This window comes from Candidatus Methylomirabilis limnetica, assembly GCF_003044035.1.
GTDB classification, from domain to species: domain Bacteria; phylum Methylomirabilota; class Methylomirabilia; order Methylomirabilales; family Methylomirabilaceae; genus Methylomirabilis; species Methylomirabilis limnetica.
On sequence record NZ_NVQC01000015.1, the window covers coordinates 18,602 to 45,219 of the forward strand.

Genomic DNA, 26,618 nt, shown 5'->3' on the forward strand with positions numbered 1-26,618 from the left:
GACATTTTCTAGTTCATGCTGAGCCTGTCGAAGCACGACACGGGGTTTTCAGGACAGGCTCCTTAAAGAGGCGTAGATGCACGCACGGCGGATCGCGATCGAGATATTGACCCAGGTGGAGGAGCAGCAGGCCTACGCGAGTCTCCTCCTCGACGCCAAGCTGAAGCAGTCGCGCCTCTCGCAACAGGAGCGGGCTCTGGCCACCGAGCTGACGTACGGCGTCCTCCGCTGGCAGGGTCGTCTTGACTATCTGCTGGCCGCCGTGACCAACCGCCCCTGGGATACGGTTGATCCGGCGCTACGCCGCCTGCTTCGCCTTGGCGCCTATCAGATCCTCTTCTTGACGCGCATCCCGGCCTATGCCGCCGTGAACGAGACCGTCGCCCTGACCCAAGAAGTCGTGCACAGTCGAATCAAGCCCGTCGCCAAAGCCTTCATCAATGCGATCTTACGCCGATTACTGGAGCGGCATGCAACGATCCACTTTCCTGACCCGTCCAGCGATCCGGTCGGCGCCCTCGCTACGCGTTGGTCGCACCCGCCATGGCTGGTCGCTCGCTGGCTTACCCGCCTGGGGGCCGAAGAGACCGAAGCACTGCTACGGGCCAACAACGAAATCCCGGCGCTGTCAGTCGCGGTCAACCGTCTGAAGCGTCGGCCTGAGGAGGTCAAGGAGCGCCTCGCCTGCATCGCGGGATCGGTGACGCCAGGACGTTTCGCCCCAGGCATCTTTCACCTCAAAGATGGCGCAGAGGCGCTGCGGGATTCGGCATTCGCGGACGGCTGGTACTTCCCGATGAATGAGGCAGCGGCCTTGCCGGTCCTGCTGCTGGATCCCCAGCCCGGCGATGTCGTGTTAGATGCCTGCGCCGGCGGCGGCGGTAAGACGGCCCTGCTCCTGGAACAGCTCGCCGGAAGCGGGCGAGTGATCGCGCTCGACCCGAGCGCTCGCGCTCACCGACGCCTCCGAGAGGCCAGGGCGCGCCTGGGTCTTGATCGAGTCAGCCCGGTCCAAGCCGATGCCAGGCAAGCAGCGCAGTTATTCACGCGCCCGGTGGACAGGGTCTTAGTGGATGCGCCATGCAGCGGCCTCGGCACCCTCAGACGCCATCCCGAGCGGAAGTGGCAACAGCAAGAGGCGGGCTTGGCAGCCTTGGCGCGCCTGCAACTTGAGCTGCTTCACGGTGTCGCGCCGCTACTCAAACCTGGAGGATTCCTGGTCTACAGCACCTGTTCGCTCGAGCCGGAGGAGACCGACGCCGTGATTGAGACGTTCCTGCGTGACTTCCCGGAGTTTACAGTCGCTGACACCCCCGGCAGCCTTGCTGCAACGGTCGCGGAGCTGATCGATTCCACGGGCGTCCTTCGCACCTGGCCGCACCTGCACGGACTCGATGGCTTCTATGCGATCCGACTCCGCAAGCGGGACAGATGAGATTCCTCCGGCTGCTGCGCAAGGGGCTCGCTGCAGCCCTGATCCTCACCGCTGTGGCTGTCGTGAGCGGCGCCATCACGATGTGGTTCGCGGCGGAGAAGGACAAGGTGCGGCTTCCGCGAGTCATCGGGATGGACTCCACGGTGGCTCTCAATCTGCTGCGCGAGCAGGGCGTTCAACCGAAAGTGAGCGGTCGGGAGTACAGCGAAGGGGTTCCAACGGATGCGGTCCTGTTCCAACGGCCGGCTAGTGGCTCGTGGGTCCAGAAGAACAGCGAGGTCCGCCTGGTGGTCAGTCAAGGGAGCGATGCTGTCGAACTCCCTAGTCTGGCCGGGCTGCCCCTACCCCAGGCCCAGCAGATCCTTTCTGCGTATGGCTTCACCCTTGGCCGGGTAGCGCAGGTCCATTCGTCGGAGCGCCCCAAGGGGGAGGTGATCGCCCAGGATCCAGAGGCTGGTGCCCTTGTCCGAAGGGGGAGCCCGGTTGCCGTACTGCTGAGCCTTGGTCAGCTTGAGGAACCGGCCTCCACCCTCAACAGTCCCAGGCCAAATATCTCAAGTCTCCTTCGTGGGCAAAGTAGCCTCCTGGAGGCTACCGTACAGGCATCTGCTCAGCCAGCACTGCAAGCTGTCACCCATGCCTGTTGACAACGTACAGCGAATCACCCAAGAACAGCGATAGAAAGTTGTCATTGCGAACGAAGTGAAGCAATCTCGCATTATTGCACTGAGACTACCGCGCACCCTGCGGGTGCTCGCAATGACGCAAGGAGTCGAGGGGTTGCGAAGTCCATCGCTGTTCTTGGGGAATCAAGCGCAGCTTGACAATGTGACATGACGACTGGTACACTGCTTTCCGTGTTCGACGTGAGCGAGGCTGCTCTACCCCCACTTGAGTTACGAGTAGACACCTGGAGGGTTAGGCTTCCATGACGAGTCGGAGTCAGAGAGTCTTTGCTCTTGCCTTTACCCTACTCGTTGTGTACACGGGATCACCAGCCATCCATATGGCGATTATCGGCCTCCATGACCATTCCCATTCAACCGCTCTCGGGAACCGACCTGCCGCTCACCACTCGCATGTGAACCTGCCTGAAGATACGCAAGAGCCCAAGAGAGCACAAGACAACAAGCCTCTACCCGCAGGGCAATCGCTTCCTCACTGCGATCTCGAGGTAAACCCAGCGGCCAATCCGCCCTCGTTTGCTTTAGATCTCCCACGGTATGTCAAAGAGGGTAACGCTCGGCCTGCTCTCTCTTCCTCTTCCCTTACCTCAGATCCACCTTCCCTACCTCCTCGCCAGGTATAGTTCTCCTTTCCTTTCTTACGACTGCTTAGTTCGCGGTAGGCGTTTTAGTCGAACGCCATTGTGTTTCTTTCTCCTCACTGCTGGCGGTCAATCGTCTCAAGGCTCGTTGAATCGGCCTATCGTTTGAGGTATATTCATGGATGGATTGGCGATGAGAATCTCGATGCTTTCTGTACTGCTCACTCTGTTCGTATTTTCGATTAGTGCGCCCATTCCCGCCGAATCCCAGGTTGTAACCCTCCCGCGAACGCTCTCGCTCGCCGACGCCTTGCAGATCGCAGGGCGGCAAAACCCTGGTCTGCAGGCAGAGATGACGGCCCGACAGATCGCGCATGGAGACGCTACCACCGCTGCGCTGCTTCCAAACCCACAGCTTTCGCTCAGATCAGAAGGGTTTCGCGGGGGATCGTTCCTGGATCGACAGGAGCTCTCTTTTGAAGTCAGCCATGAGATTCAGACAGCCGGCAAGCGCTCCCAGCGAAAGGCCGTCGCAGGAGCGAATCTTCGCGCGACTGAAGCCGACGTCGACAATACGGCCCGTTTACTCAGGTTCGCGGTCAAGCAGGCGTATTTCCAGATCGTACTGGCCAAGGCCGAAATTGCTGTGGCCCGCGACCTGCTGGCCGACTTTGACCGGACTATTCGCTCCAAGGAGGAGCAGTTTCGTCTCGGAGAGATCTCTGGGGCGGAACTCAGGCGTGTGCAGGTTGAGCGCTTCAGGGTGTTTGACGACGTGGTCGCCGGAGAGCTGAACCTCAAACAGGGCAGGACCGCGCTGCTCACGCTGCTCGGCTTCCCCGACTCGACATCCGAATTCGATGTCACTGAAGAGCTTGTAAAGGGCGAACCTGTTGGCAGTCTGCCACCGTTGCATGCCGAGGCCCTGCAGAGCCGCCCAGACCTCAAAGCCCAGCATCAGCGGATCATCCAGGCTCGCGAACAGATCAGGCTCGAACAGGCGCGGCGCTTCCCGGACCTTTTCCCCTTCCTGGGCTACAAGCGGAACTTCAGCGAGGACAGCGTCATATTTGGCCTGGCGGCTCCCCTGCCCCTCTTCAATCGGAACCAGGGGGGTATCGTTCGAGCTCAGGCAGAAGAGGATCGAGAATCGTTCCAGCTCAGGCGACTGGAGAGCCAGGCGCTCCTGGAAGTAGATCAGGCGTTCAACAGGTTTGAGAGCCAACGCCGACGCCTCGAAGGACTGGAAACCGAATACCTGCCCAAGGCCCGCGAATCGCGGGAGATCGCCGAGGCCGCGCACAAGATGGGAGCAATCGATCTCACTGCGTTTCTAGACGCACACCGGACCTTTCTGGAGGTCCAGCGGCTTTATTACCGCTCCCTTTACGAACTGAGCATTGCCAGATTTCAAATCGACGCAGCCATGGGCCGATAGGGGTACACGATGAACCTACACCCGTTCGTTATTAACTGCCTCACAATAATAGGTTCACATTCTCAAACAAACCCTCCTCACCTCCCTTTGCCAAAGGGCGGGTTGCCCCCTCTTTCCTCGCACCTCGCACTTCGCGCTCCTTTATTGCCGACGGTGATCATTGCGGCAGTCCTGGCGCTGGCGGCCTGCGGCCGCACCCCCGAAGAAAAAAAGGTTGAGCCCAAAGCCGAGCAGGGAGATGGCAAGGTCACGATTTCGGCCGAGGTTCAGGCCAGGTTTGGATTTGCTACCGCCCGGTCGCAGCGTATCGCGCGGGTCCGGATCATAGAAGCGACAGCCGCTATCGCACCGGACCCGGCCCGTGTAGCCCATATCGCCCCCATCGCCAAAGGCCGGATCGAGCGGGTCCATGTGCAGGTCGGGGATTCGGTGAGCCGAGGCGCCCCACTCTTCGAGTACGACAACATCGAGCTGGGGGAAGCGGTCGGGGATTATCTGGCGGAGTTGGCCGACCTCAACGGAAACATGGCGCATCTGGAGTACTCACGGAGTTTGTTGGACCGAGCTCGGTTGCTCCTGGAAAAAGAGGCGATTGCTGCAAAAGAGGTTCATGTCCGGGAGACAGAGTCCCGGGTCGCTGAGGCAGCGGTCGAGAACCGACACGCCCGGATCACCAGGGTTAAGGAAAAGCTGTACCGCTTCGGGATGACCGATGAGCAGATCGACGCCCTCTCGGCGGACCATGAGAAAACCCACCGCCGGGAGGCTTCGCACACCCTCGTCAAGGCGCCCATCAGCGGTGTGATCATCAAGCGCGAAGGGGCGCCAGGGGAGGTGGTGGGACCAGAGAAAGAGATCCTGGCGATCGCCGATCTATCCAGCGTTTGGACCCTGATTGACATATACGAGAAAGATCTGGCCGCTGTTCATCGCGGAACCCCAGTCGAAATCACCGTAGAGACGTACCCAGGTGAACCCTTTCGTGGCACCATCGCGTATATCGCCGATCTTCTCGATCCTGAGACACGGAGCGCCAAGGCACGGGTCGAGATTCCAAACCCCCAACGGAAATTGAAGCTCGGGATGTTCGCGACCGTCAGGCTTCGGGCCCAAGTCACCGGTGGGACTGCCACGGTTGTGGCCATTCCCTCATCGGCGATTCAGCGGATCGATGGGGAGCCGTCTGTTTTCATCAAACTCGACGCTGTGACTTTTGCGCGGCGGAAGGTGAAGATTGGGCTCACATTAGGGGACCTCGTTGAGGTCACCGAAGGTCTTAAGGGAGATGAAGATCTCGTGACCACGGGCAGCTTCTCCCTGAAATCAGAACTCCTCAAGGAACAGCTAGCCCAGGGACAATAACCTCCGAAAGGATCCCACATGCTCCAGCGCATCTTTGAGCTTTCTCTGGAGAACCGATTTCTTGTCCTGATCCTCACCGCGCTCTTAGTCGTCGGTGGGATTGTAGCGCTCAAAGATCTGCCCATTGACGCCGTCCCAGACATCACCCCCGTCCAAGTCCAGATCCTCACCAAGACGGCGCCAATGGGTCCGGTTGAAGTGGAACGATCCATCACCTTCCCAATCGAAGCGGCCATGAGCGGCCTGCCAGACCTCCAGGAGCTTCGCTCGGTGAGCCGGTTCGGCCTGTCGGCCGTGACCGTGGTCTTCAAGGACCACGTTAACGTCTACTTCGCCAGACAGCTCATCGCAGAACGGCTCAGCGCGGCGAAGGGGCAGATCCCGGTAGGGTTTGGGACACCTGAGATGGGACCGGTCACCACGGGCTTGGGTGAAGTCTATCAGTTCGTGGTGAGGGGCGAGGGCTACACTCCCATGCAGCTCCGAGAGATCCTCGACTGGCAGATCGCCTACCGGCTGCGAGGGGTCCCGGGGGTCACCGAGATCTCCGCCGAGGGCGGATATGCCAAGCAGTATCATGTGATGGTCGATCGGGCGCGACTCGTTTCCTACCGCATCCCTATCGACCGCGTCTTCGAGGCGCTAGAGAAGAACAACGCCATTGCCGGCGGTGGCTATATCGAGCACAGCGGCGAAGCATACCTGATTCGAGGAGAAGGGTTGGTCGAACGGTCGGAGGATCTCTTGCGCATCGTCGTGGGGGTCGGCCCGGGCGGCACACCGATAACCATTGCGCAACTGGGCCAGGTCAAGATCGACGCTATGCCCCGTATCGGCGCTGCGACCAGAAATGGCGAGGGCGAGGCGGTGATCGCCATGACGCTCATGCTCTGGGGTGGCAATGGGCGCGTGGTGGCTGAGCTGGTCAAACAAGAGATTGAGCGAATCTTACCCACCCTTCCTCCCGGCATCTCCGTCGAGCCTTTTTATGACCGATCCGACCTCGTCAACAAGGTGATCCGGACAGTCACTACCAATCTCCTGGAGGGGGCCATGCTGGTCATCGCGGTCCTGCTCCTGCTCCTTGGCAACCTCCGCGGCGGCCTGATCGTAGCGTCGGCCATTCCTCTCTCTATGCTTGTCGCCTTTACGGGGATGATCCAGACCGGGATTTCCGGAAATCTTATGAGCCTGGGCGCCATCGATTTTGGACTGATCGTGGACGGCGCGGTGGTAATGATTGAAAACATCGTCCGGCATCTGGCGAAGGAGCGAGGGGTGCGCCGAGAGGAACGTCCTCTCATTATCCTCCGGGCCGGCCGTGAGGTCCTGCGGCCGATCTTCTTCGCCGTTAGCATTATCGTGATCGTCTACCTGCCGATCCTCACACTACAGGGCGTGGAGGGAAAGATGTTCCGACCGATGGCCTTCACGGTCATCTTCGCCCTCATAGCATCGCTGATCTTGTCGTTTACCCTTATGCCGGTCCTGGCTTCGCTGTTCCTGCGGGGGCCGATCGCCGAGGGCGATTCGTGGCTCCTCCGACGCGCCAAGACGCTCTACCTTCCCAGGCTCGCCTGGTGCGTCCATCATCCGAAAGTCACAGCCCTCGTCGCGGCATCGGCCTTCGTCTTGAGTCTCATACTTGTGCCGTTCCTTGGCGGCGAATTCATCCCACAACTGGATGAGGGTGATATCACTATCCAGGCCTGGCGCCCGCCAAGCATCGCGCTGAGCGAGTCGCTTAAGAGCACGCTAGAGATCGAGCGCACCCTTCTGCACTTTCCGGAGGTGCGGCAGGTCGTCTCGCGGACCGGGACGGCGGAGATAGCCACCGATGTCATGGGGATGGAACTGTCCGACATCTTCGTCAGCCTCCGGCCACGCCGCCAGTGGAAGTCCGCCCGGACGAAGGAAGAGCTGATCGCCAAGTTTGCTGCCGCCCTCTCGTCTGAGGTTCCGGGCGTCAGTATAGGCTTCACCCAGCCGATCGAGATGCGTTTCAACGAGCTGATTGCAGGGGTCCGATCCGATGTGGGGCTGAAGATCTTCGGGGATGACCTCAAGATCTTAAAGGAAAAAGGAGATCGGGCAGCTCACATCCTGCGACAGATCGGTGGTGGCCAGGATATTCGAGTCGAGCAGATTGCCGGCCTCCCCGTCCTGCGGATTCAGGTGGACCGACAGCGGATCGCCAGGTATGGGATCAATGTGGCAGACGTTCTGGCCGCCGTGGAGGCAGCCGGCGCGGGCCGGATCGTTGGGACGGTTTTTGAAGGGCAGCGACGGTTCCCTCTGGTCGTCCGAGTGGTCGGCAGCAGCCCTACCGATCTCCCTTCCTTTCAGGACTTGCCCGTTGCCGCCCCAAATGGCGCCCTCATCCCCCTTGCGCAACTGGCATCTGTCAGCGTCGAGGAGGGGCCGGCCCAGGTGAGCCGCGAAGACATCAGCCGGCGGATCGTGGTGGAAGCGAATGTGAGAGGTCGTGACTTGAGCTCGTTTGTGCGCGAGGCGCAGACCCGCATTGCCCGAGACCTCACACTGCCGCCTGGCTACTATATGAAGTGGGGTGGGCAGTTTGAAAATCTGGAGCGCGCAACCCGTCGCCTCGCGATCGTCGTTCCCCTCTCACTGTTCCTCATCTTTGTCCTGCTCTATATGACCTTCAACGCCGTTCGACCCGCCCTCCTTATCTTCCTGAACGTCCCGCTGGCGGTGACCGGAGGGGTGGCCGCTCTGGCTCTGCGCGGGCTCCCATTCAGCATCTCCGCCGGGGTGGGTTTCATCGCCCTGTTCGGCGTGGCCGTCCTGAACGGCGTGGTCCTGATGAGCTACATTCTGCAGCTCCGCGAGGAAGGGCTGTCCCCTGCTGATGCGGCACTCAAGGCTGCCGAGATCCGTTTACGACCGGTCTTAATGACGGCCCTGGTAGCGGGCCTTGGGTTCGTTCCCATGGCCCTGTCCACCGGCGTTGGGGCCGAAGTCCAGCGCCCGCTGGCCACGGTCGTCATCGGCGGCCTCGTCACCTCCACACTGCTGACACTCTTCGTACTCCCGAGCCTCTATCGCTGGTTTGAACGCGAAGCCACAGACTCTACCTGACCCCCCCCCGCGATCCTTTTTTTACCTTTTCACTTGACAGCAGCAATCGGGCTTCGCTAGTCTACTCCCAGGATAGGAGTATGCTAAAGTCGGTAAGCGAAATAGGGTAATTATTCTATGCAAAGATTGCATGAAGGGTCCCTGATTCGCCTGCGCCTCAAAACTTTTGCGGCTGTGACTTTCGGCCTTTATCTACTGCTTAACGCCTTCCTCACTCACTGTCTCGTCCAGCCCCACAACGGGCACCTACAAGGTCAGGCCAATAGTCCTCTCGCCTCGATCTGTATGTGGGTCCATAAGACCGTTTCGCCTCATGCGCCATCAGCCATATTGATTCTGCCTGTGGTTGTGGCGTCTCTTTTCATCCTGACGCCGCTCCTCCCGCGCTCTTCCCAGTTCCAGATCATCAAGCGTACTGGTCGATCCCCGCCCCAGCTCTGCCTCGCGTAACTCGCCTCAATCGACGTTTCTGTCGCTCAGCGGACCTGCTTTCGACGGAATTGTTATACGTTACATCGTAAGTCACAACAATGGACGTCATTCCCGCGAAGCCTGTCCCGGCACGTTCTAAGCCGGGAGCGGGAATCCAGTCGGAAAGCTGCTGGATTCCCCCGTATCAAGTACGGGGCAGGCTTGTCAAGCCCGGAATGACAAACTGCTTGGACTTATGTCGTCATGCATCGTCACACGTAATCGGCATGTCTCTATCAACGCGCGATTCGCGTTCAGGAGGGAAGATCATGCATCAGGCGACCAGTTGGCGTAGTGCGTGTTCGTTAGTGTTGGGCATTGCTATCGTGATCGCGTTGCCGGCCGCCGGTTGGGCCCACGGCATCGTGGGAAAGCGGTTTTTCCCAACGACGATTGTTGTCGAGGACTCGTTTGTCTCTGACGAGGCAGGTATCGCGGTCGGCCACATCAGGGACCCCCACGCCCTAGAGACTGAGATAGAGATGGAGATTACCAAGCGGTTGACCCCGAATTTGGCCATCGGGCTTGGCGGCACACGCATGATCCTGAGACCCCGCGGCGAGGAAGGGCACCATGAGGAAGAAGGCCACCATGAGGGGTCGCCTGATACGTTGCACGGCTGGGCGAATCCGGAGTTCATGCTTCGCTACCAATTTATTCGGGACCCGTTGCGTGAACTGGCCGCCACCGTTGCTCTGAATGTTTCGCCAGGCGGAGTTGGGGGCAAGACTGTCGGCAGGCTCTCTGGGACAACCGTCAGCCCGGCCATTCAGATCGGCAAGGGGTTCGGCGATCTTCCGGACTGGGCCGACTGGCTCAAGCCGATTGCGGTCACAACGTCGCTTGGCTTCGACTTGCGCACAAACCGTAATGACAGAGAAGAAGATGCCCAGCACGCCTTTGCCTGGGGAGTTTCCGTGATGTACAGTATCCCGTATCTGCAATCATTTGTAAAAGACGTGGGGCTCTCCTGGCCGTTCAACCGCATGTTCCCCGTCGTGGAGTTCAATGGAGAAACCATGATCAGCGGGCCTGAGAAGGGAAGCCACACCGCCTTTGCCAACCCAGGACTGGTTTGGGCTGGTAGGTACTTCGAGCTCGCAGTCTCGGCGCAAGTCCCCTTGAACGATACCTCCGGCGACCGCGTGGGGGTCTTAGGGATGGTCCATTTCTTCCTCGACGATATCGCGCCTGACATTTTCACCTGGACACCTTTCCATGGCGTCTTGGGCCCCCAAACGCTGCCGCGATAACCGGCTGCCAAGGCTCTGGAGCAGCTCTACTGCTCTCGCGGTAGGGCTGCTCCTCGTGGCCACGTCGGCTTGGAGCCACGTGTTCCCGGACCACTCGGAGCCACGGGTGGGGTGGACGGTGAATAAACCGCCTGCCCAGGTCAGGATCTGGTTTGACGGGGTGATGGAGCCACTCTTCAGCACAATCACAGTCATGAATGCCGACAAACAGCGGGTCGATGCGGGGGACGGGCGAGTGAACCCGTCGGATCACAACATTCTGGAAGTGAGTCTTCCATCCCTGCCGCTGGGAAAATATCGGGTATTCTGGAACGTCGTCGCCCACGATGGTCACCGCACCGAAGGCGATTTCCCGTTCAGCATCGGGCCGAGCCCATGATCGGCTCGCATACCCTCCTCCACATCTTCGTCCGCTGGCTGGAGTTCATGGGCCTCATGACGCTAGTCGGCGGGTTAGCGTTTCAGTCACTGATCCTCCCACCAAGCCTGTTATCACGACAGGATTACCCGATCATCGAGAGACACTTTCGCCGGGTCCAAGCAGGCTCGCTAGTACTCGTGGCGCTCACGAGCCTTGCGGATCTGATCCTGAGGACGTTGATGATGAGCGGCAGCGGTCTAGCCACATTGGGCTTCGCACTTCCGTTGGTCCTTCGGAACACCCATTATGGAACCGTCTGGATCGCGCGAATTAGCCTCCTGGGACTGCTTGGCATTGCCTGGTGGCTGAGGCTGCTGGGGGTCGCCGCAAGCCCACGGTTCACTAGGACCTCCTTCTTTGCGGCATCCCTCGTCCCGCTCACAACGACCCTTTCAGGCCACGCGGCTGACAGGGGCGATGTGACGGTTCCGGTACTGATCGACTGGTTCCACCTCCTGGCGGTCTCGATCTGGACCGGCGGACTGTTCACATTCGGGTTCGTGCTCAAGCGTTCCCTCGCAACGCCAAGTATGGAAGACATGGTGCAAGGCCTCTCTTCAATTGCCAGGCCATTCTCCAGGATGGCGGCCGGCTGCGTCGCCGTCTTTCTAGCGACCGGGCTCTACAACTCCTGGTTGCAGGTGGGCTCCATCTCGGCTCTCGTCGACGCTGCGTACGGCTGGACTCTCCTGGTCAAGCTCCTACTTGTGGGCGGCGTCTTAATTATAGCGGCTGTCAACCGGTATTACTTTCTCGCCCTACTGCTGCACAGGTCCGGCAGGGCCGAGGGACTGATCTTCAGGACGATCCGTCGGTTCACCAGGATGCCCCAGTCCCAGTTCTCCCGGTTCATCCGGCTGGAGTGGATGCTGGTCGTCGTGGCGCTAGCCTGTTCAGCCCTCCTCACCCAACTCATGCCGGCCCGCCATGTACGCCACCTCGAACACCTCAAGTCCCTTGAGCATAATGGCGGCCATCCGCCGGCGCACCACACGCCAACGCCAATGCCACCATCAACGCAAAGGTAGATGAGTGTTGACAGCGAAGCGGCCCCGCGCACGGCCCATTGAAGCACTTGCTCTTGTCCTGATCCTTTCGCTCTTCGCGTTCGCAGCCGCGCTCCACTCGGTGCACCACCTCGGTCATCTCAACCAGGCGACCAAGTGCGGGGTTGCGTCGGCCTCCGCACATCTGGCCGGCACCGCCGTCGAGTCCGTGGCCATCGAGAAACCTGCTCTGCTCTTGGAGATCATTCCAGGAGCCCTCTTTACTGATCCTTCTATCGCATGTCTCGCTCCTGTCCAGGGACGCGCTCCCCCTTCTTTCACTGCCTAAACTTCACGCCATTGGTTAGAAGGTCTCCAGCCCTCAGCGTAGGGGCGACTCTTGTGGTCGCCCAATCCGGGCAGGCACAAGGCCTGCCCCTACAAAGGGAAGGAGATTGGAGTGGCACGCCACCGGCGCATGGGGTATTGCTCAGCCGTAACCGTAGGTCGGGTTAGCGCAGCGTAACCCGACAACTCAGCCAAGGCGAAGGAACTATCAGAAGCTGAACGCTGACTGCTGATCGCTTAGGCAGAATTGCATTGATGGGTCTTTGGGAGGAGTAACCACTATGGACAAGTGTTTATTGCGCGTCGATGAAGCGGCGATACTGCTGACCGTCAGCCGTTGGACCATTTATCGCTGGGTGCAGGAAGGCCGATTGGATGCAACCAAGATAGGGAAAGGGAGTCTCCGCATCTTTCAGACCTCTGTGGCTGCGCTGATCGAGCAGAACCGGACTTGGGACGCCGAGGTAAGTAAGAGCCATCGGATACTGCAGCCGCGATGACCTACGAGCGGCTTGGTCAGCACGGAGTATTTGTAGCAGCCATGAGCAAGCATCAGTAGACACGCTCGTCCGGAAGAAGTAGAAAGGGTCGTGAACTATGTTCCTGCTCAGTGTCGTCTGCCGAAGGAGACGGAGCTTCACCAGTGGCGCGCTTGAATAGATCATCCCACGAATCTCGGCCTCTGAGGCCCCTTGCGGTCTCAGCGCTCTGTCTCTATCTGCTGGTCAATGCGTTCCTCATTCTATGTCTAGTCCATCCCCATGATACACACCTCCAAGGCCAGACCGATAATCGTCTCAGTTCTGTCTGTGAGTGGGTTTACAAAACCGTCTCCCCCCATGTGCCATCGTCAGGGGTCTCCCTGCCGTTGGCGGCGGCTGTACTGCTCGTCTTCCTCCCGTTGGTGCGGCTCAGTCCCGAGCCCTGCCCTATCAGGCTGACCGGCCGTTCCCCACCCCTGCTCGCCTTCGCATAAGTCTTTCCACTCGAGTACTCGAACCAGCACACGACACAATTATCTCGCGTGAACCAAGACGCCTGAGCCTTTTCTAGGACTTTGGTAGGTCCTGGGAACGAATCATGTCGTTATGGGCGCCATGGGCTACAGCCCTGGCTCGCATCAGCGTCGCTATATCTTTTCGCTCGCTATACTCCTACGTGGGAATGACGGAGGAACTGGAGGTGTCATCGTGAAGACTGCGCCCGTCGGAAGATCGCGTCAAATCATGAGCCAACACATGTCCCACGAGAAGAGAGTCCACCCATCGCGCGACTACTTCGTTGAAGCGCTCCGCATCCTCGACAATGACATCACACTCGAGCCGCAGCGCGAGCACCTGGCGGCGCTGTGGGGGTTGGTGATCGGCATGAGCCGCAGGCTCACGCTGAATGCAAGGACAGGGGGATCTCAGTGTCATCAACAATGTGGGAAAGGTACAACGTGAGGAGTCAGATATGGCTGCAATGATAACGTTTCTGGCGAAAGGCGGGCCCGTCATGATCCCCCTGTTGGCCTGCTCCATCACCGGGCTGGCCGTAGTCCTCGAACGGGCGCTGTTCTGGTGGCGCCTCCGACGCGTCGATGCGGCGCGGCGCATGCTTAACCTGGCCGCACAAGGGAACTGGGATGAGGCCCTCCACCTGGGGGCATCCTCCGACTGCCCCATCGCGAAGGTCCTGGCTGCGGGGATTGCGCATCGGAATCCCGCTCCGGCAGAAGCTATGGGGGTCGCGGCGCTGAAGGAGCGAGATCGGCTCAGGCGATACCTTCCAGCCCTCGACACGATCATCACCCTCTCCCCCCTGCTCGGCCTGCTCGGTACCGTGACCGGGATGATTAGCGCGTTTGGGGTGATGGCCTCAGGCGCGATCAATCAGCCCCATGCTATTACCGGGGGCGTGGCGGAGGCCCTCATTGCCACGGCGACCGGACTTGCCATCGCGATTGTCACCCTGGTCCCGTACAACTATTTCAGCGCCAAGGCTGAACGTATACTTGATGCCATGGAACGCGACGGCTCGCACCTTGAGCTGCTGCTGAAGGAGGCCTCCCGGTGAAGCTTCCCCGCCGCCCACCACCGAAAGCGCGCATTGAGATCATCCCGATGATCGACACGGTCTTCTTTCTCCTGGTCTTCTTCATGATGTCGTCGCTGTCGATGGCCGTCTATCGGGGGATGCCAATCGATCTTCCTAAGGCGGGAACGGGGCAGCAGGGCGTGCGTGATCATGCGGCGGTCACGCTCACAAAAGATGGACAGCTCTATCTGGACAAGCAACCCATTTCGCTCGATCAGCTTCGAGGGCGGCTGAAGGAGTTGCTCGAGGTGAACCCGGAACTCACGGTGGTCCTCAGCGCGGATGAGGCGGTGTCGCACGGGCGCGTCGTGGAGGCAATGGATATCGCCAGGTGGGCCGGCTCGAACAGGCTGGCGATCGCGGTGAAGCCGAATCAGATGAGGCGTGAGGAGTGAAGGTCCATTCGTTTAGAGGTCCCGCTGTGGCCTCCGGCCTGATCCACCTCTCATTGCTGGCCCTTACCTCGCTCGTGCCGGGTCTGGGCCTCTCCGCCCCCTTAGAGATGCGGCTCCCCATTGAGATCATCACAGTCGGAGAGGCTGACGCGCCGGCGCCTCAGCGATCTACGCTGCACACTGGGCGGATATTGAAGGACCGGCTCCGAACTCCTGGCGTCCCCTCGTCGCCTGCAAATCCCACTGCTCTTCCATCTAATCCCAACATCGAGACGCCGCAGGTGGTACAGACGCCGTCACACGAGTCGTCAGTGCCACGCGAACAGCCACCAATGCCGCTACTGCCGCCTGAGGCTGTTGTAGAACTGAAGGCCGCCGCCGCATCGACGCGAGCATTTCCGGCAAGTGTAGCAGAAGACAACTCCGGGCAGATCGTCACTGTGAGGCAGGATACACAGGCGTTGATCGGTCACCAAGCTGCCGGCGGGACGGTGCAGATCAATCGCAATACTGTTGCAGCGGGGGTTGGCGTCGTGGCGTCTGCTCGGACGGATGGCTATTCTCCTGCCTACAAGGCGGCTGGTGGGGGGAGGGCAGGTATCGACGATGGCGGCCTGATCGACGGCAGGAAGCTCAAGGGCGGCTACCAGGTCACCCCCCGCTATCCGGAGTCGGCCCGGCGGACCGGCATCGAGGGGACGGCTCTCCTCAAATTCCTGGTTCAGGCCGATGGCGGTGTGGCCAGCGTCACGATTGAGCGATCGTCCGGTCACGTGGATCTCGACCACGCGGCCGTCCAGGCGGTCAGGCGATGGCGCTTCGAACCGGCAAGAAAAGGCCACCGGGTCGTCGCCGTCTGGGTCGTCCTCCCTGTGGAGTTCAGGTTGAAAAAATGGTGAGGGTCGGGCTGATTCTCACAGGTAGCCCCATGGACGTTCATACAGGAGGAGACAACGATGGAACGAGGCGACGATAGACACACGTGCAGGCGTACAGCAGCCCTTGTGGGGCTGACAACATTCATGGCATGGAGCGCCTTCGCGGGTGAACGAGTCGTCTGGGCCCAGCTCCAGGCCACCCCGGATCCCCAGCAGGTAGCTCAGAAGGCACAGCGACGTCAGGAGCTTCTGGGCCAGTTGGAGCAGATCGAGAAGGAGCTTCAGGCGCTTGATCCGGAGGAGAAGGTTAGAGCCGCCCCACCTGCCCCTGCAGCCACTGTGAGTCAGCCAGTGGCCCCTCCGACTCCAGGCGAACCGTTGGTCCTGGAGCCTGTCAAGGTGCTCGCCACCCGGATGGAGGAGAAGCCGGTTGGCCGGACCGTCAGCACGGTTGAGCAGGAGGACATAGAGGACGCGCGGGCCTTCAGCGTCAGGGAGCTACTCGAGGCCACCCCAGGAGTCACCCTCTCGCAGGGGAACGGACCCCGTGATGTGGGCATCTCCATTCGAGGGTCCGGCGCCAAGACCACCTTCGGCATCCGGAACATCAAGGTCTTCGATGACTGGTTTCCAGCCACCCAACCGGACGGCCTCTCGCGGACGGACCTGAACGATCCCCATGCCTATGAGGGGGTCGATGTCCTGCGAGGGCCCTCATCGTCACTCTATGACAACTACGCCCTCGGAGGCGTGGTCAATTTCCGCACCCGCAAAGGGCGCGACATTCGAGGCGTTGAGGTAGGGAATGAGGGCGGGAGCTACGGCTATTCGAACCACTACGTCCAGATCGGGGATCAGCTCGACAAGCTCGAGTACTCCCTCTTTGGAAGCCACGTCCGGGGTGACGGCTTCCTGGGCAACAGCAAATTCCACACCACCACTGAAAACCTGGTGGCCACCTTCACCCCGGATGAGAAGCGATCGATCACGCTGAAGTTCATCAATAATGACATTGACACCAGGACTCCAAGCCGCCTGACGCTGGCGGAATTTCGAGCCAATCCACTGAGCGCAGGGCGAACCTTTGTGACCGGCAAGGGCTTCGTCACCGCCGAGCAGGCGCGCCAGGGGAGAAACGATAATCGCACGATTGTCGGCGCCCGATACGAACATCAACTGGACGCGCAGACCGGGTTCCGCCTCCTGGGGAGCTATGATTACAAGGACATTAACCAGACCTTCGGAACGATAGGTGATAACGAGAATCCGAGCTTTAACGCCTATGGCGACATCACCCGGGAAGGAACCCTGTGGGGCCTTGCGGCGAAACACTATGCAGGCTTCTTCTTCAATTACATGGAGCAGGAATCGAGCAACTTCTTCAACCTGGCCGACTACCATGGCAGCCGCGGCGACTTGCAGGCCAATTCCCGAGGCCACATCCGCAATATCGGGGGTCGAGTGCGGGAGGAGGTCCAGTTCTCGCCGCGATGGATCGGGTACCTTGGGGTGGGTGTGGAGGGCTCGGAGATCCGGACCACAGTCCGATCCCGCAACAGCACGACCGCCCCGCTCAGCAGGGTCGATGTGAGTCGCGACTTCATAAATGTGGCGCCGGAGGCAGGGGTGATCTATCGCGTAAACCCGGACCTCCAGATCCGTGGGCGGGTAGCGACCGCCTACGGCATCCCGGGGATCGGCGATCTGACTACGGCTACGACAGGGCTCGCGGGGAACAATACCGGCTTGAAGACGCAGCGCAATGTCGGGGTGGAGCTGGGGATCGATGTCCGACCCCTGCCGACTGTCACGGCAAGCCTGACGGGCTACTACGAGTTCTACTTCAACGAATTCGTCCGACAGTCGCCCGGCGCGGGCATGTCGTCCTTTACCAGTAACGCCCCCAACGCCGAGCATCGCGGGATCGAGGCGGAGCTGGCCTGGCGGCCATTCGCGGGGGCGAAGGTATCAACCGCATACACCTTCAACGACCACATCTACACAGAGTTTACGGAAAGTATCTGCTCCAGTGCAGCGTACAAGAGTTTCGATAGGAGCGGCAATAAGATCCCGGGCGTTGAACGGCATTTCCTGAACGCGAGGATCGCGTACGACACAAGCCATCGCAGCGAGTGGTGGCGCGGGGCGGGCGGATGGCTGGAGGTCAACTGGTTGAACGATTACTTCGTGAACAACAGCAACACGCTGAAGACTGAGCCCTACCAACTGGTGAACCTGAACCTCCATTACGACCGCGAGGTCACGATCCCCTTTGTCCGATCGATGTCGGCCTTCTTTGAGATTCAGAATCTGTTCGACGCAACCTACATGGCAAGCGCCAACGTCGTGGCCGATGCGCTCAGCGATACGCCGGCCAATCTGGCGACGTCAAAGCAGGCCTTTTTCGCCGGCCAGCCGCGATCCTATTTTGCCGGCCTCAAGCTCAGATTTTAGGAAGGATGGAGATGGAGAGGAAGCCGGTCCGAAAACGGACACGCTGGTACCGGAGGATGACCATCCTCAAGCTTCACAAATGGGCGGGCCTGATCTCGGCTGTCTGGCTGTGCGTGCTCGGGGCGACCGGCTTCCTTCTCGATCACAAGGAGTGGCGGTGGATGTGGTTTTCGACCGTTTCAGAACGCGTGTTGCCTGAATCGGTGACGAGTCTCAGTCGGACCGTGATTCAGATCCTACAGGTCAATCCGGATCGGCCGATGCATCAGGTAGCTGCGGGATCGCGTGGGTTGTGGGTCACGGAGGACGGGGCCAAGAGCTGGCAGCGGACACGGGTGATCGGGGACGAGGGTGGGCAGGTCCAGGTCTTTGCGGTTGAACCGGACCCGGAGCACGGCTGGAATCGGCTCTGGATCGGAACGGATGATGGGTTATGGACGTCGGAGGATGGCGGCAAGACGCTTGTGAAAGCCGGGATGGAGAGACAGAGGATTACGGCGCTAACGGCAGGGGCGAGCCATGCGGAACTGTACGGAGCGGCGGATCGAAGCCGGATATTCCAACTGCGCACCGACGAACCGGACCGTCCGGACTGGCTCCGCTTCGAGGCACCGGCGGCCGATGCGCTACCGCGCCAGATTTCCTTGCGACGGCTCGTCATCGACCTGCACGTCGGCAATGGACTCTTCGCCAGAAACACCTCCCTCCTGCTCAACGATATTGCAAGCCTTGGTCTGTGCGCCCTGGCGCTGAGCGGGGTGTTCTATTGGGGTTTCCCCAAGTACTGGCGGCACCGCCGGCGAAACTGCGGTCAGATTCGCGTCGAAACCAAACGCAAGATTCTCATCTGGCTGTTTCGCCTCCATGGCCCATTGATCGGGCTGTGCGCCGCTGTGCCGCTCCTCTATCTCGCCATTACTGGCATCCTCTTTGGGCATCGAGAGCTAGGTGATTGGCTCGGAAGGGTACGAATCCCCGCGATGTTCCATCCCCCTGTGTACCACTTGAATGCCTGGGACGGGTGGATTGAGGCGGTTATCGGGTATCCGGGTCAACCGGAGAAGCTGTCCATCGGGACTCGGATCGGGCTCTTCACGTCCAAGGACGAAGGCCGCACCTGGTTGGCAGAGCAGGCTGGTACCGAGCGAATACCAGCAGCCCGAAGGCTTCGCCGCTTTGGGGAGCGGGTCTACATAGGCGGCTGGATGGGCGGCGGCAGTTATCTCAGGCAGCAAGACGGGGCCGAGTGGCTCAAGCTCTCGGACCGCCATGCCAACATGGCCCGCGACATCACACGGCTGGAGGACGGCCAGATCGGATGGCTCCATCAGGGGAAGACGGTGGTGATGACGGATCGATCGGGTCAGGTCAGTGGCCAGATCGAGCTGACCCAGCCCATGGAGGATGGCGTGCCGTGGTACTACGTCCTTAATAGGCTTCACGATGGGATGATCTTCTGGGAACACTGGAAGTGGCTGAACGATCTCTTTGCGGTCCTGGCCACGACGCTGCTCGTGACCGGACTCATCCGCTGGTGGCGGGTCAAGTGGCGTTAAGCATTGATGAACCGATCAGTGGTAAGCGCCGAACTTTTCGCCCACCTTGACACTTGAAAAATCTCTATGGTAGAGTTACCAGGCTTCTGCAACATGATGTGTTCAGGAGCTTCGATGGAGGAACAAGCGCGTTAAAGGGGAAAGTGGGCAATCTATCACGAGGAGGAAGTCAGGATGAGGCGGAGACTTGCAGCAGCAGCATTGATCCTGGGTGCGGTAGCTTTCGTGGGAACTGGTGTCTCTTGGGCTGAAAAGTCCCATCTGGTAGAGGCGACCGAGCATACCCAGGCAGCCGTCGAGCACGGCAAAGCGGGGCATGCAGATGTGTTAGCAACGCACGCGACGGAAGCCTTGAAGCATGCCGAGGCAGCCGAGAAGGCAAAGGCCAATCCTCATACGGCTGCGGCTATTAAGGAATTGAAGGGGGCCGTTGAGCACGGCAAGGCGAATCACGCCGATATCGCGACCAAGGCCGCTGAGGGGGCGCTCGGACACCTCAAAGCAGTAAAGTAAGAACGCCTCTCTACTCGATTCGAGAGAGATGCAATGGGCAAGAAGGTCTCCTTCCTGCCCATTGCCTTTTTCATGGCTCATAGCAGGAGGTGGGGTGGCTTTATCCCTACCCCCCACCTTAATCCTCCCCCTCAAGGGGGGAGGAGGTCTGAGAGGGAATCCTCCCCTCGGAGGGGGGATGGGCGTAAGGCGTGAGGGGTAGGAGGAGGTCAAAAGTGTGGGTGGATCTGCCCCTTCCCCCCTGCGAGGGGGAAGGTTAGGATGGGGGGCCGAAGCTGTAATCCACACCGTCCCGCCATGAGCCCTTTTTATTGGCCCGCGGAATCCGGATCATAATTCAGGTTCGGCGAAAGCCAGCGCTCAACCGTCCGCACATCCATCTGCTTGCGCCTGGCGTAGTCCAACACCTGATCCCGTCCGACTTTTCCGACCGCAAAGTAGATCGCCTCAGGATGGGAAAAGTAGAACCCGCTCACCGAGCTGGCCGGAACCATCGCGCAATTGTCTGTCAGGTACATACCGGCGTTGCGCTCCGCTTGTAGAAGATCGAAGAGCATTTGTTTCTCAGAGTGATCCGGACAGGCTGGATAGCCAGGAGCAGGACGGATCCCACGATACCTCTCTCGGATCAGATCCTCGTTGCTGAGCTGTTCTCCGACTCCATACCCCCACTCTGCTCGAACCCGGCGATGCAGGCATTCCGTGAAGGCCTCCGCCAGGCGATCGGCCAACGCTTTGGCTAGAATAGAGGTATAGTCGTCATAGGAGGCTTCATATCGCTTGCAGAGGACATCGAGCCCGTGGCCGGTCGTCACGGCAAACGCGCCGAGATGGTCCGGGAGTCCGGTCGATCTGGGCGCGATAAAATCGGCCAGCGCCAGATTACACTGCCCTTCGGCCTTGTGTAGTTGCTGACGGAGGGTGTGAAAGGTCGCCAGCACCTGCGACCGCGAGTCATCCGTGTAGAGTTCAATATCGTCGTCCACGCTGTTCGCCGGGAAGAACCCATAGACCGCCCGCGCGGTGAGCCAGCGCTGGCTGACAATTTGCTCCAGCAAGCGCTGGCCATCCTCGAACAGCTCCATGGCTTTGGGCTTCTGTAAGATCTCAGGGTACCGGCCCCGCACCTCCCACGCATGAAAGAACGGCGTCCAATCAATCAATGGCACGATCTGGTCGAGCGGAAACTCGTCCAGCACGCGGATACCAGTGAAGGACGGCTTTGGGATGTCTGCTACCCCCCAATCAATGGGGTGTTTCCGGTCTCGCGCCTGGGTAAGCGTGAGCAACGCCCTCAGATCGCGGTCTTGGTGCGCTTGTCTCACCCGCTCCTGGTCAACTCGATTGCTTTCGACAAACGCCGATCGCTGTTCCTGGCTTAAGAGATGACCGACGACCCCCACGGCCCGGGAGGCATCCGAGACGTGGACCACCGGCTGGTCATAGAGTGGAGCGATTTTCACGGCCGTATGGGTTCTGCTGGTAGTCGCGCCGCCGATCAAGAGCGGAACGTGAAGCCCTTCTCGCATCAGCTCCCGCGCTACGTGCGCCATCTCATCGAGCGACGGGGTGATCAGCCCGCTCAGACCAATAATATCCACCTGTTGTTCCCGGGCGGTCTTGAGGATCGTGTCGCACGGCACCATCACCCCCAGGTCGATAATCTCATAGTTGTTGCATCCGAGCACGACCCCGACAATATTCTTGCCGATATCGTGCACATCTCCCTTCACGGTGGCCATGAGGACTTTCCGCTGTTTGCGCTTACTGTCAGATGCCAGGTGCGCGGCCTCAATAAAGGGTAGGAGGTAGGCCACCGCCCTTTTCATGACACGCGCGGTTTTGATCACCTGCGGCAAGAACATCTGCCCGGAGCCGAAGAGTTGGCCGACGAGGTTCATGCCGGCCATTAGCGGACCCTCAATGACCTGAAGCGGCCTGTCATACTGCTGCCGCGCTTCTTCCACGTCCGACTCGATATACTCCACGATCCCCTTCACCAACGCATGTGTGAGCCGTTCTTCGACCGTTCCCCGTCGCCAGGCCTCGTCTTTGCCGGCAACCTGACCCTGCTGTGTCACAGTCTCCGCAAACCTCACCAGCCGATCGGTCGCATCGGAACGACGGTTGAGCAGCACGTCTTCAACCAGCTCGAGCAGGTCCTTGGGAATCTCCTCGTAGACCGTCAGTTGCCCGGCATTCACGATCCCCATATCCAGGCCGGCCTGGATGGCATGGTATAGGAATGCCGAGTGCATCGCCTCGCGGATCAGATTGTTCCCACGAAACGAGAACGAAATGTTACTGATCCCGCCGCTGACCTTGCAGTGAAGCAGGTTGGCCTTGATCCAGCGGCATGCCTCGATGAAGTTGACCGCGTAGTTGTTATGCTCCTCAAGCCCGGTCGCCACCGTCAGAATGTTCGGATCGAAGATGATGTCTTGTGGTGGCAACCCGGCCGTCTCGGTCAGAATCCGGTATGCGCGGGCACAGATCTCGATCTTGCGCTGTAGTGTATCGGCCTGCCCAAGCTCATCGAAGGCCATGACCACGACCGCAGCCCCATATCGTTTGATGAGCCGGGCCCGCTGGATGAACACCTGTTCGCCCTCTTTGAGGCTGAGTGAGTTCACCACCGGCTTGCCCTGTACGCACTTCAGCCCCGCCTCAATCACCGACCAGTCGGAGCTATCGATCATGATGGGCACCCGCGCAATGTCAGGCTCGGTGGCGACCAGGTGCAGAAACGTCACCATCGCCTCTTTCGAGTCCAGCATGCCCTCATCCATGTTGACATCGATGATCTGGGCGCCGCCCTCGACCTGTTGGCGCGCTACGGAGACGGCGGCCTCGTACTCGCCGTTCCGAATGAGCTTGGCAAACATCGTGGACCCGCTGACATTGGTCCGCTCCCCGATATTAACGAAACCCACGCCGGGACAAACCGTCAATGGCTCCAGACCGCTTAATCGGGTGTGCGGCTGAGGTTGAGGGGGAATGCGCGGCTGAAAGTCCTGCACTGCCGTCGCAATCGCCTCAATATGAGCCGGGGTCGTGCCGCAGCAGCCACCGACGATGTTGAGCCAGCCGCTCCTCGCAAAGTCGCTCAGGTCAGCAGCCATGATGGCCGGTGTTTCATCGAACCCCCCGAACGCGTTGGGTAAGCCGGCGTTGGGATAGCAGCTCAGGAGTACCGGGGCAATCTGAGCGAGCTCCTCGACGTACGGGCGCATCTGCTTCGCCCCAAGCGCGCAGTTGATGCCTACCGAGAGCAGCGGCATGTGGGCAATGGAGTTCCAAAAAGCTTCTACCGTTTGCCCGGCGAGCGTGCGACCGCTACGATCCGTAATGGTCACCGAGACCATGACCGGTACGCGTCGGCCAAGTTCCTCGAGGTACTGATCGATGGCAAACAGCGCGGCCTTACCGTTCAGCGTGTCAAAGATCGTCTCTACCAACAGGATATCCACTCCGCCGTCCAGGAGCCCACGGACCTGCTCGGTATAGGCTGCGACCAACTGATCGAAGGTAACGGCACGGAAGGCAGCGTTATGGAGATCGGGCGACATCGATGCCGTGCGATTCGTCGGACCGATCGCGCCGGCCACGAAGCGCGGGCGGCTCGGGTCTGTCGCCATCACTGCCAGGGCGGCTTTGCGCGCTGCTCTCGCGCCGGCGACATTCAGGTCATAGGCCAGCGATTCCAACCGATAATCCGCCATCGAGATCGACGTGGAATTGAACGTGTTGGTTTCGATGATATCGGCGCCAGCTTCCAGATACTGGCGATGAATCGCCTCAATGATGGCCGGCTGCGTGATGGACAGCAGGTCGTTGCACCCCTTGAGATCGCAGGGGTGGTTGGCAAATGGTTGCCCCCGAAAGTCGGCTTCCTCCAGCTTATGCGCTTGAATCATCGTACCCATCGCGCCGTCAAGAATGACGATGCGACGCCGCAACATCTGCTCAAACGCTATCAACCGATCTGACGCTTCAGTCATTTGAATGCCATACCTCACATCTGCTCAGCTCTCCGCTGCCCATTTCGCCCACAACCGTCACCAGCGCCCCCGCAAGTCAAGCGTGCTCACTATACTGGATTCTCCCAGTCCTCGCAAGGCGAGCCCTTTGGGCATCCATGGTCAGTTGCGTGATCGGATCGGAAGCGTGCAAGCCTTGCACTTTCTCCTGCAGCAAGCTAGAATACGTCACCTCATGATCTATCTCGACCATAATGTAACGTCTCCGGTACTACCGGAGGTGCTGGAACGGTGACGCCGTTATTCACTTTAGAACAACACGGACAGAGGAGAATCATGGTTCATAGAAGTTGGTGGGTTCGCGGTGTCGTCTTGGGCAGCGCCTTGCTGCTCGCCCCTGCTCCCGCGTGGGCCGATAAGCTCACAGAGCTCGAGCAGGTATTTGAGACGCAGCAGAAGTCGCTGCAGCAGTTGCAGCAGGAGATGCACCGCCTGCGGCAAGACCGGACCGCGCAACAAGCAGAGATCGACAGGCGCGTGATGGAGGTGGAGAAGAAGGCCGCAGATGCCGCAGCCTCGTCACTGCTCACCGGGTATGAGCCCGGAAAAGGGTTCTTCCTGAAGTCAGCCGATGGCCAGTTCCGACTGAACCTGAGCGGGTACGTCCAGACTTGGATGCAAGTGGAAGGGGCGCGAAATGAAGAAGAGTTCCCCGCTGGATTGACGGCAGCAGGGCTGGCACGGCACGACCCGAGCACATTTCGGCTGCGCCGCACTCGACTCGTCGTGAGCGGCCAGATCTTCAATGACTTTGGCTTCTACATCGAGTCAGAGACCGCAAGCGGTTCCATCGGCACGCGGCTCCAACAGGGCTGGGGCAGCTACACATATGCGCCGTGGGCAAAGGTGACCGTAGGGCAGTACAAGCCCCGATTCGGTCTCGAGATGCTCACCTCCTCTCGGGGCCTGGACTTCGCCGAGCGGGCGGTCATCTCCAGGGCGCTGTCCCCGGACCAGCAGCTTGGGGCCACCGTCGAGGGCAATCTGAAACTCGCCAACATGCCTGTCTACTACGGGGTGGGGATCTATAACGGCTGCGGCCGGGTCGATCAGTGCCCCATAGACAACGACGGTGATAAAGAGTTCACCGGTCGAGTGGCCTTTTCACCCCCTATGCCCTTCGGAACTCTCACCATCGGTCTGAATGTCGATCAGCGAGAATTTCGGCTTGTGAGGGGTAATGGCGCTACCGATGCGAACGGCGTGACGAGGGTCGTCGGCGGCTTTGAGAACTTCAACCCGGTTGGTCCGACCGGCGTCAGGCTGGCTGGCAACGGCGTCGGCGGGACCCAGAACGGCTTTCGGATCAACGGAGATCGAATTACTGGCGGCGGCGACATCGTGTTCGACTTCTACCCGTTTGTGATCAAGGGTGAGTACGCCTACGCCTCACAGGATCGTGACGGATTGGATGTTGGCGGTGGCAATCTCGAGAACCTTATCGTGCAGGGTGGGTATGGGTCGATCGGGTACTGGATCTTCGGCAATAAGCGCAATGGTTTACTGACCAACCTCCGCTACGAGCACGTGCGCGTCGATGATAACAGCGGGGGATTTAATAAGGCTTTGGGCACCGTAGAGCAGCCGATGGAGTTGCGTTCTGGGACCGTAGGTCTGGCATGGTACATCAACCCCAGCGTCCGGCTGCGAGGGAACTACATTATCACCGACCTCGCCCAAAAGCAGAATATCGTCGGGATGAGCAATAGTTCCGGCGGTAACGCTCATCAAGGGATCGCCGAGCTGATGGTCCAGTTCTAAGCCGCACCTGTGTGTGGCAGGTTTCAGCCGGAGTTCGGCGTGGTGAAACCTAGGGTGACGCTGAGGTATTCGCCGAATAGGTGGCAGAATTGATCCTGGTACGGCCGCACGGAGAGAAGATATCAAGGCGGCAGTGTCAGCGATCAAATGTGCAACCGCAACACCCCAGAACAGCGATAGAAAGTTGTCATTGCGAACGCAGTGAAGCAATCTCGCATTGTTGTACTGAGATTGCCGCGCACCCTGCGGGTGCTCGCAATGACGGTAAGAATCGGGTAGTTGCGAAGTCTATCGCTGTTCTTGGGTACGTGGTTGTGGGCGCGTTTAGGCTGTGGTGGAGTGACTGTGTAGTATTGGAGGTGCGGATTTGCCAGCTCCACAACCTGCAAATCTCCAAAGAGAGGCGGGTGCGGTGCCAGTCGGGATTGGCAGCAAGCAGCTATCGGATTTGCTGAACATTTACGGTTATGGATTGCTCCATGCCGTGGCAGATCACATTAAAAAACGCGTGAGTCCAGCAAAAATGAAGAGGTTAATGAAACTTTTTTAAGGAGTATTCCGTCAGGAAGAAATCTCACCTGTTTTCTTGCTCCATGCTCAGCAACGGCAAATTATGTGCCGGACAGTATTGGGTCTGGCCCTATTTTCCTATTTTCGCCCATCCCTCGCCTCGTTTCCCGCTTGCCTGCCAGTCCGTTTCCCGCTATTATTGGGATAAGCCATCTGGGTTACCACCTTTCGGATCGACCGATTTCGCTTTCAGCCAATCCTACCAAGGCTCCCAGATGATTTTTCACTCACATTTCATCGCCATCGCGCAAAATTCAGGTAAGATGTATGTGGGTGGCCCCAGTGGCCA

General features: G+C 59.7%; 19 protein-coding genes. 18 read left to right on the forward strand and 1 reads right to left on the reverse strand.

Annotated elements, in window-relative coordinates; translation table 11 throughout:
* The first annotated feature begins 76 nt into the window (after positions 1 to 76).
* From rsmB to smbP, 17 genes are all read left to right on the forward strand, one after another.
* Positions 77 to 1,435: a 16S rRNA (cytosine(967)-C(5))-methyltransferase RsmB gene (rsmB, locus tag CLG94_RS03735; RefSeq protein ID WP_107561546.1), complete on the forward strand. Its 1,359-nt coding sequence runs from the start codon at positions 77 to 79 to the stop codon at positions 1,433 to 1,435.
* Positions 1,432 to 2,082, forward strand: a complete 651-nt coding sequence (locus CLG94_RS03740; RefSeq protein ID WP_107561547.1) for a PASTA domain-containing protein — start codon at positions 1,432 to 1,434, stop codon at positions 2,080 to 2,082. The genes rsmB and CLG94_RS03740 overlap by 4 nt, the downstream gene beginning before the upstream one ends.
* Positions 2,083 to 2,907: 825 nt before the next feature.
* Complete coding sequence (locus CLG94_RS03745) at positions 2,908 to 4,140, forward strand: TolC family protein (protein ID WP_161954006.1); 1,233 nt, start codon at positions 2,908 to 2,910, stop codon at positions 4,138 to 4,140.
* 153 nt (positions 4,141 to 4,293) lie between these two features.
* Positions 4,294 to 5,502, forward strand: coding sequence for an efflux RND transporter periplasmic adaptor subunit (locus CLG94_RS03750; protein WP_239993112.1), 1,209 nt, complete (start codon positions 4,294 to 4,296; stop codon positions 5,500 to 5,502).
* Between the two features lie 18 nt (positions 5,503 to 5,520).
* Positions 5,521 to 8,604, forward strand: a complete 3,084-nt coding sequence (locus tag CLG94_RS03755) for an efflux RND transporter permease subunit (protein WP_107561550.1) — start codon at positions 5,521 to 5,523, stop codon at positions 8,602 to 8,604.
* A 740-nt stretch (positions 8,605 to 9,344) separates the two neighbouring features.
* A complete protein-coding gene (locus CLG94_RS03765; RefSeq protein WP_107561552.1) occupies positions 9,345 to 10,328 on the forward strand; it encodes a hypothetical protein in 984 nt (327 codons plus the stop codon).
* Positions 10,294 to 10,707 carry a copper resistance CopC family protein gene (locus CLG94_RS03770; RefSeq protein WP_107561553.1) on the forward strand — a complete coding sequence of 138 codons (414 nt, stop codon included), beginning with the start codon at positions 10,294 to 10,296 and terminating at the stop codon, positions 10,705 to 10,707. The genes CLG94_RS03765 and CLG94_RS03770 overlap by 35 nt, the downstream gene beginning before the upstream one ends.
* Entirely contained in the window at positions 10,704 to 11,777 is a 1,074-nt protein-coding gene (locus CLG94_RS03775) for a CopD family protein (RefSeq protein ID WP_107561554.1), read from the forward strand. Before CLG94_RS03770 ends, CLG94_RS03775 begins: the two co-directional genes overlap by 4 nt.
* Before the next feature lie 7 nt (positions 11,778 to 11,784).
* Positions 11,785 to 12,084, forward strand: a complete 300-nt coding sequence (locus CLG94_RS03780) for a hypothetical protein (RefSeq protein WP_107561555.1) — start codon at positions 11,785 to 11,787, stop codon at positions 12,082 to 12,084.
* Positions 12,085 to 12,364: 280 nt separating this feature from the next.
* On the forward strand, positions 12,365 to 12,583 hold the full coding sequence (locus CLG94_RS03785; RefSeq protein WP_107561556.1) for a helix-turn-helix domain-containing protein: 219 nt from the start codon (positions 12,365 to 12,367) through the stop codon (positions 12,581 to 12,583).
* 738 nt (positions 12,584 to 13,321) lie between these two features.
* A complete protein-coding gene (locus CLG94_RS12975; RefSeq protein WP_153062387.1) occupies positions 13,322 to 13,528 on the forward strand; it encodes a hypothetical protein in 207 nt (68 codons plus the stop codon).
* Between the two features lie 10 nt (positions 13,529 to 13,538).
* Positions 13,539 to 14,141 carry a MotA/TolQ/ExbB proton channel family protein gene (locus CLG94_RS03795; RefSeq protein WP_161954008.1) on the forward strand — a complete coding sequence of 201 codons (603 nt, stop codon included), beginning with the start codon at positions 13,539 to 13,541 and terminating at the stop codon, positions 14,139 to 14,141.
* Positions 14,138 to 14,557 carry an ExbD/TolR family protein gene (locus CLG94_RS03800; RefSeq protein ID WP_107561559.1) on the forward strand — a complete coding sequence of 140 codons (420 nt, stop codon included), beginning with the start codon at positions 14,138 to 14,140 and terminating at the stop codon, positions 14,555 to 14,557. The genes CLG94_RS03795 and CLG94_RS03800 overlap by 4 nt, the downstream gene beginning before the upstream one ends.
* Entirely contained in the window at positions 14,554 to 15,456 is a 903-nt protein-coding gene (locus tag CLG94_RS03805) for an energy transducer TonB (protein WP_107561560.1), read from the forward strand. The genes CLG94_RS03800 and CLG94_RS03805 overlap by 4 nt, the downstream gene beginning before the upstream one ends.
* Positions 15,457 to 15,513: 57 nt before the next feature.
* A complete protein-coding gene (locus CLG94_RS03810; protein ID WP_107561561.1) occupies positions 15,514 to 17,889 on the forward strand; it encodes a TonB-dependent receptor family protein in 2,376 nt (791 codons plus the stop codon).
* Positions 17,890 to 17,900: 11 nt separating this feature from the next.
* Positions 17,901 to 19,445, forward strand: coding sequence for a PepSY domain-containing protein (locus CLG94_RS03815; protein WP_161954009.1), 1,545 nt, complete (start codon positions 17,901 to 17,903; stop codon positions 19,443 to 19,445).
* Between the two features lie 174 nt (positions 19,446 to 19,619).
* Complete coding sequence (gene smbP, locus CLG94_RS03820; protein WP_107561563.1) at positions 19,620 to 19,958, forward strand: small metal-binding protein SmbP; 339 nt, start codon at positions 19,620 to 19,622, stop codon at positions 19,956 to 19,958.
* Positions 19,959 to 20,266: 308 nt separating this feature from the next.
* Here the strand turns inward: smbP and metH are convergent, their stop codons facing one another.
* Entirely contained in the window at positions 20,267 to 23,959 is a 3,693-nt protein-coding gene (gene metH, locus CLG94_RS03825) for a methionine synthase (protein WP_107561564.1), read from the reverse strand.
* 315 nt (positions 23,960 to 24,274) lie between these two features.
* Between metH and CLG94_RS03830 the strand changes: the two genes are divergently transcribed.
* The gene (locus CLG94_RS03830) at positions 24,275 to 25,759 is read left to right on the forward strand and encodes a porin (protein ID WP_107561565.1); all 1,485 of its coding nucleotides are present in this window, start codon (positions 24,275 to 24,277) and stop codon (positions 25,757 to 25,759) included.
* Positions 25,760 to 26,618: the final 859 nt, after the last annotated feature.

Coding starts and splice junctions, on each gene's coding strand:
- rsmB (WP_107561546.1), top strand. CDS start 77: ATGCACGCACGGCGGATCGCGATCGAGATATTGACCCAGGTGGAGGAG.
- CLG94_RS03740 (WP_107561547.1), top strand. CDS start 1,432: ATGAGATTCCTCCGGCTGCTGCGCAAGGGGCTCGCTGCAGCCCTGATC.
- CLG94_RS03745 (WP_161954006.1), top strand. CDS start 2,908: ATGCTTTCTGTACTGCTCACTCTGTTCGTATTTTCGATTAGTGCGCCC.
- CLG94_RS03755 (WP_107561550.1), top strand. CDS start 5,521: ATGCTCCAGCGCATCTTTGAGCTTTCTCTGGAGAACCGATTTCTTGTC.
- CLG94_RS03765 (WP_107561552.1), top strand. CDS start 9,345: ATGCATCAGGCGACCAGTTGGCGTAGTGCGTGTTCGTTAGTGTTGGGC.
- CLG94_RS03770 (WP_107561553.1), top strand. CDS start 10,294: ATGGCGTCTTGGGCCCCCAAACGCTGCCGCGATAACCGGCTGCCAAGG.
- CLG94_RS03775 (WP_107561554.1), top strand. CDS start 10,704: ATGATCGGCTCGCATACCCTCCTCCACATCTTCGTCCGCTGGCTGGAG.
- CLG94_RS03785 (WP_107561556.1), top strand. CDS start 12,365: ATGGACAAGTGTTTATTGCGCGTCGATGAAGCGGCGATACTGCTGACC.
- CLG94_RS12975 (WP_153062387.1), top strand. CDS start 13,322: ATGTCCCACGAGAAGAGAGTCCACCCATCGCGCGACTACTTCGTTGAA.
- CLG94_RS03795 (WP_161954008.1), top strand. CDS start 13,539: ATGGCTGCAATGATAACGTTTCTGGCGAAAGGCGGGCCCGTCATGATC.
- CLG94_RS03810 (WP_107561561.1), top strand. CDS start 15,514: ATGGAACGAGGCGACGATAGACACACGTGCAGGCGTACAGCAGCCCTT.
- CLG94_RS03815 (WP_161954009.1), top strand. CDS start 17,901: ATGGAGAGGAAGCCGGTCCGAAAACGGACACGCTGGTACCGGAGGATG.
- smbP (WP_107561563.1), top strand. CDS start 19,620: ATGAGGCGGAGACTTGCAGCAGCAGCATTGATCCTGGGTGCGGTAGCT.
- metH (WP_107561564.1), bottom strand. CDS start 23,959: ATGACTGAAGCGTCAGATCGGTTGATAGCGTTTGAGCAGATGTTGCGG.
- CLG94_RS03830 (WP_107561565.1), top strand. CDS start 24,275: ATGGTTCATAGAAGTTGGTGGGTTCGCGGTGTCGTCTTGGGCAGCGCC.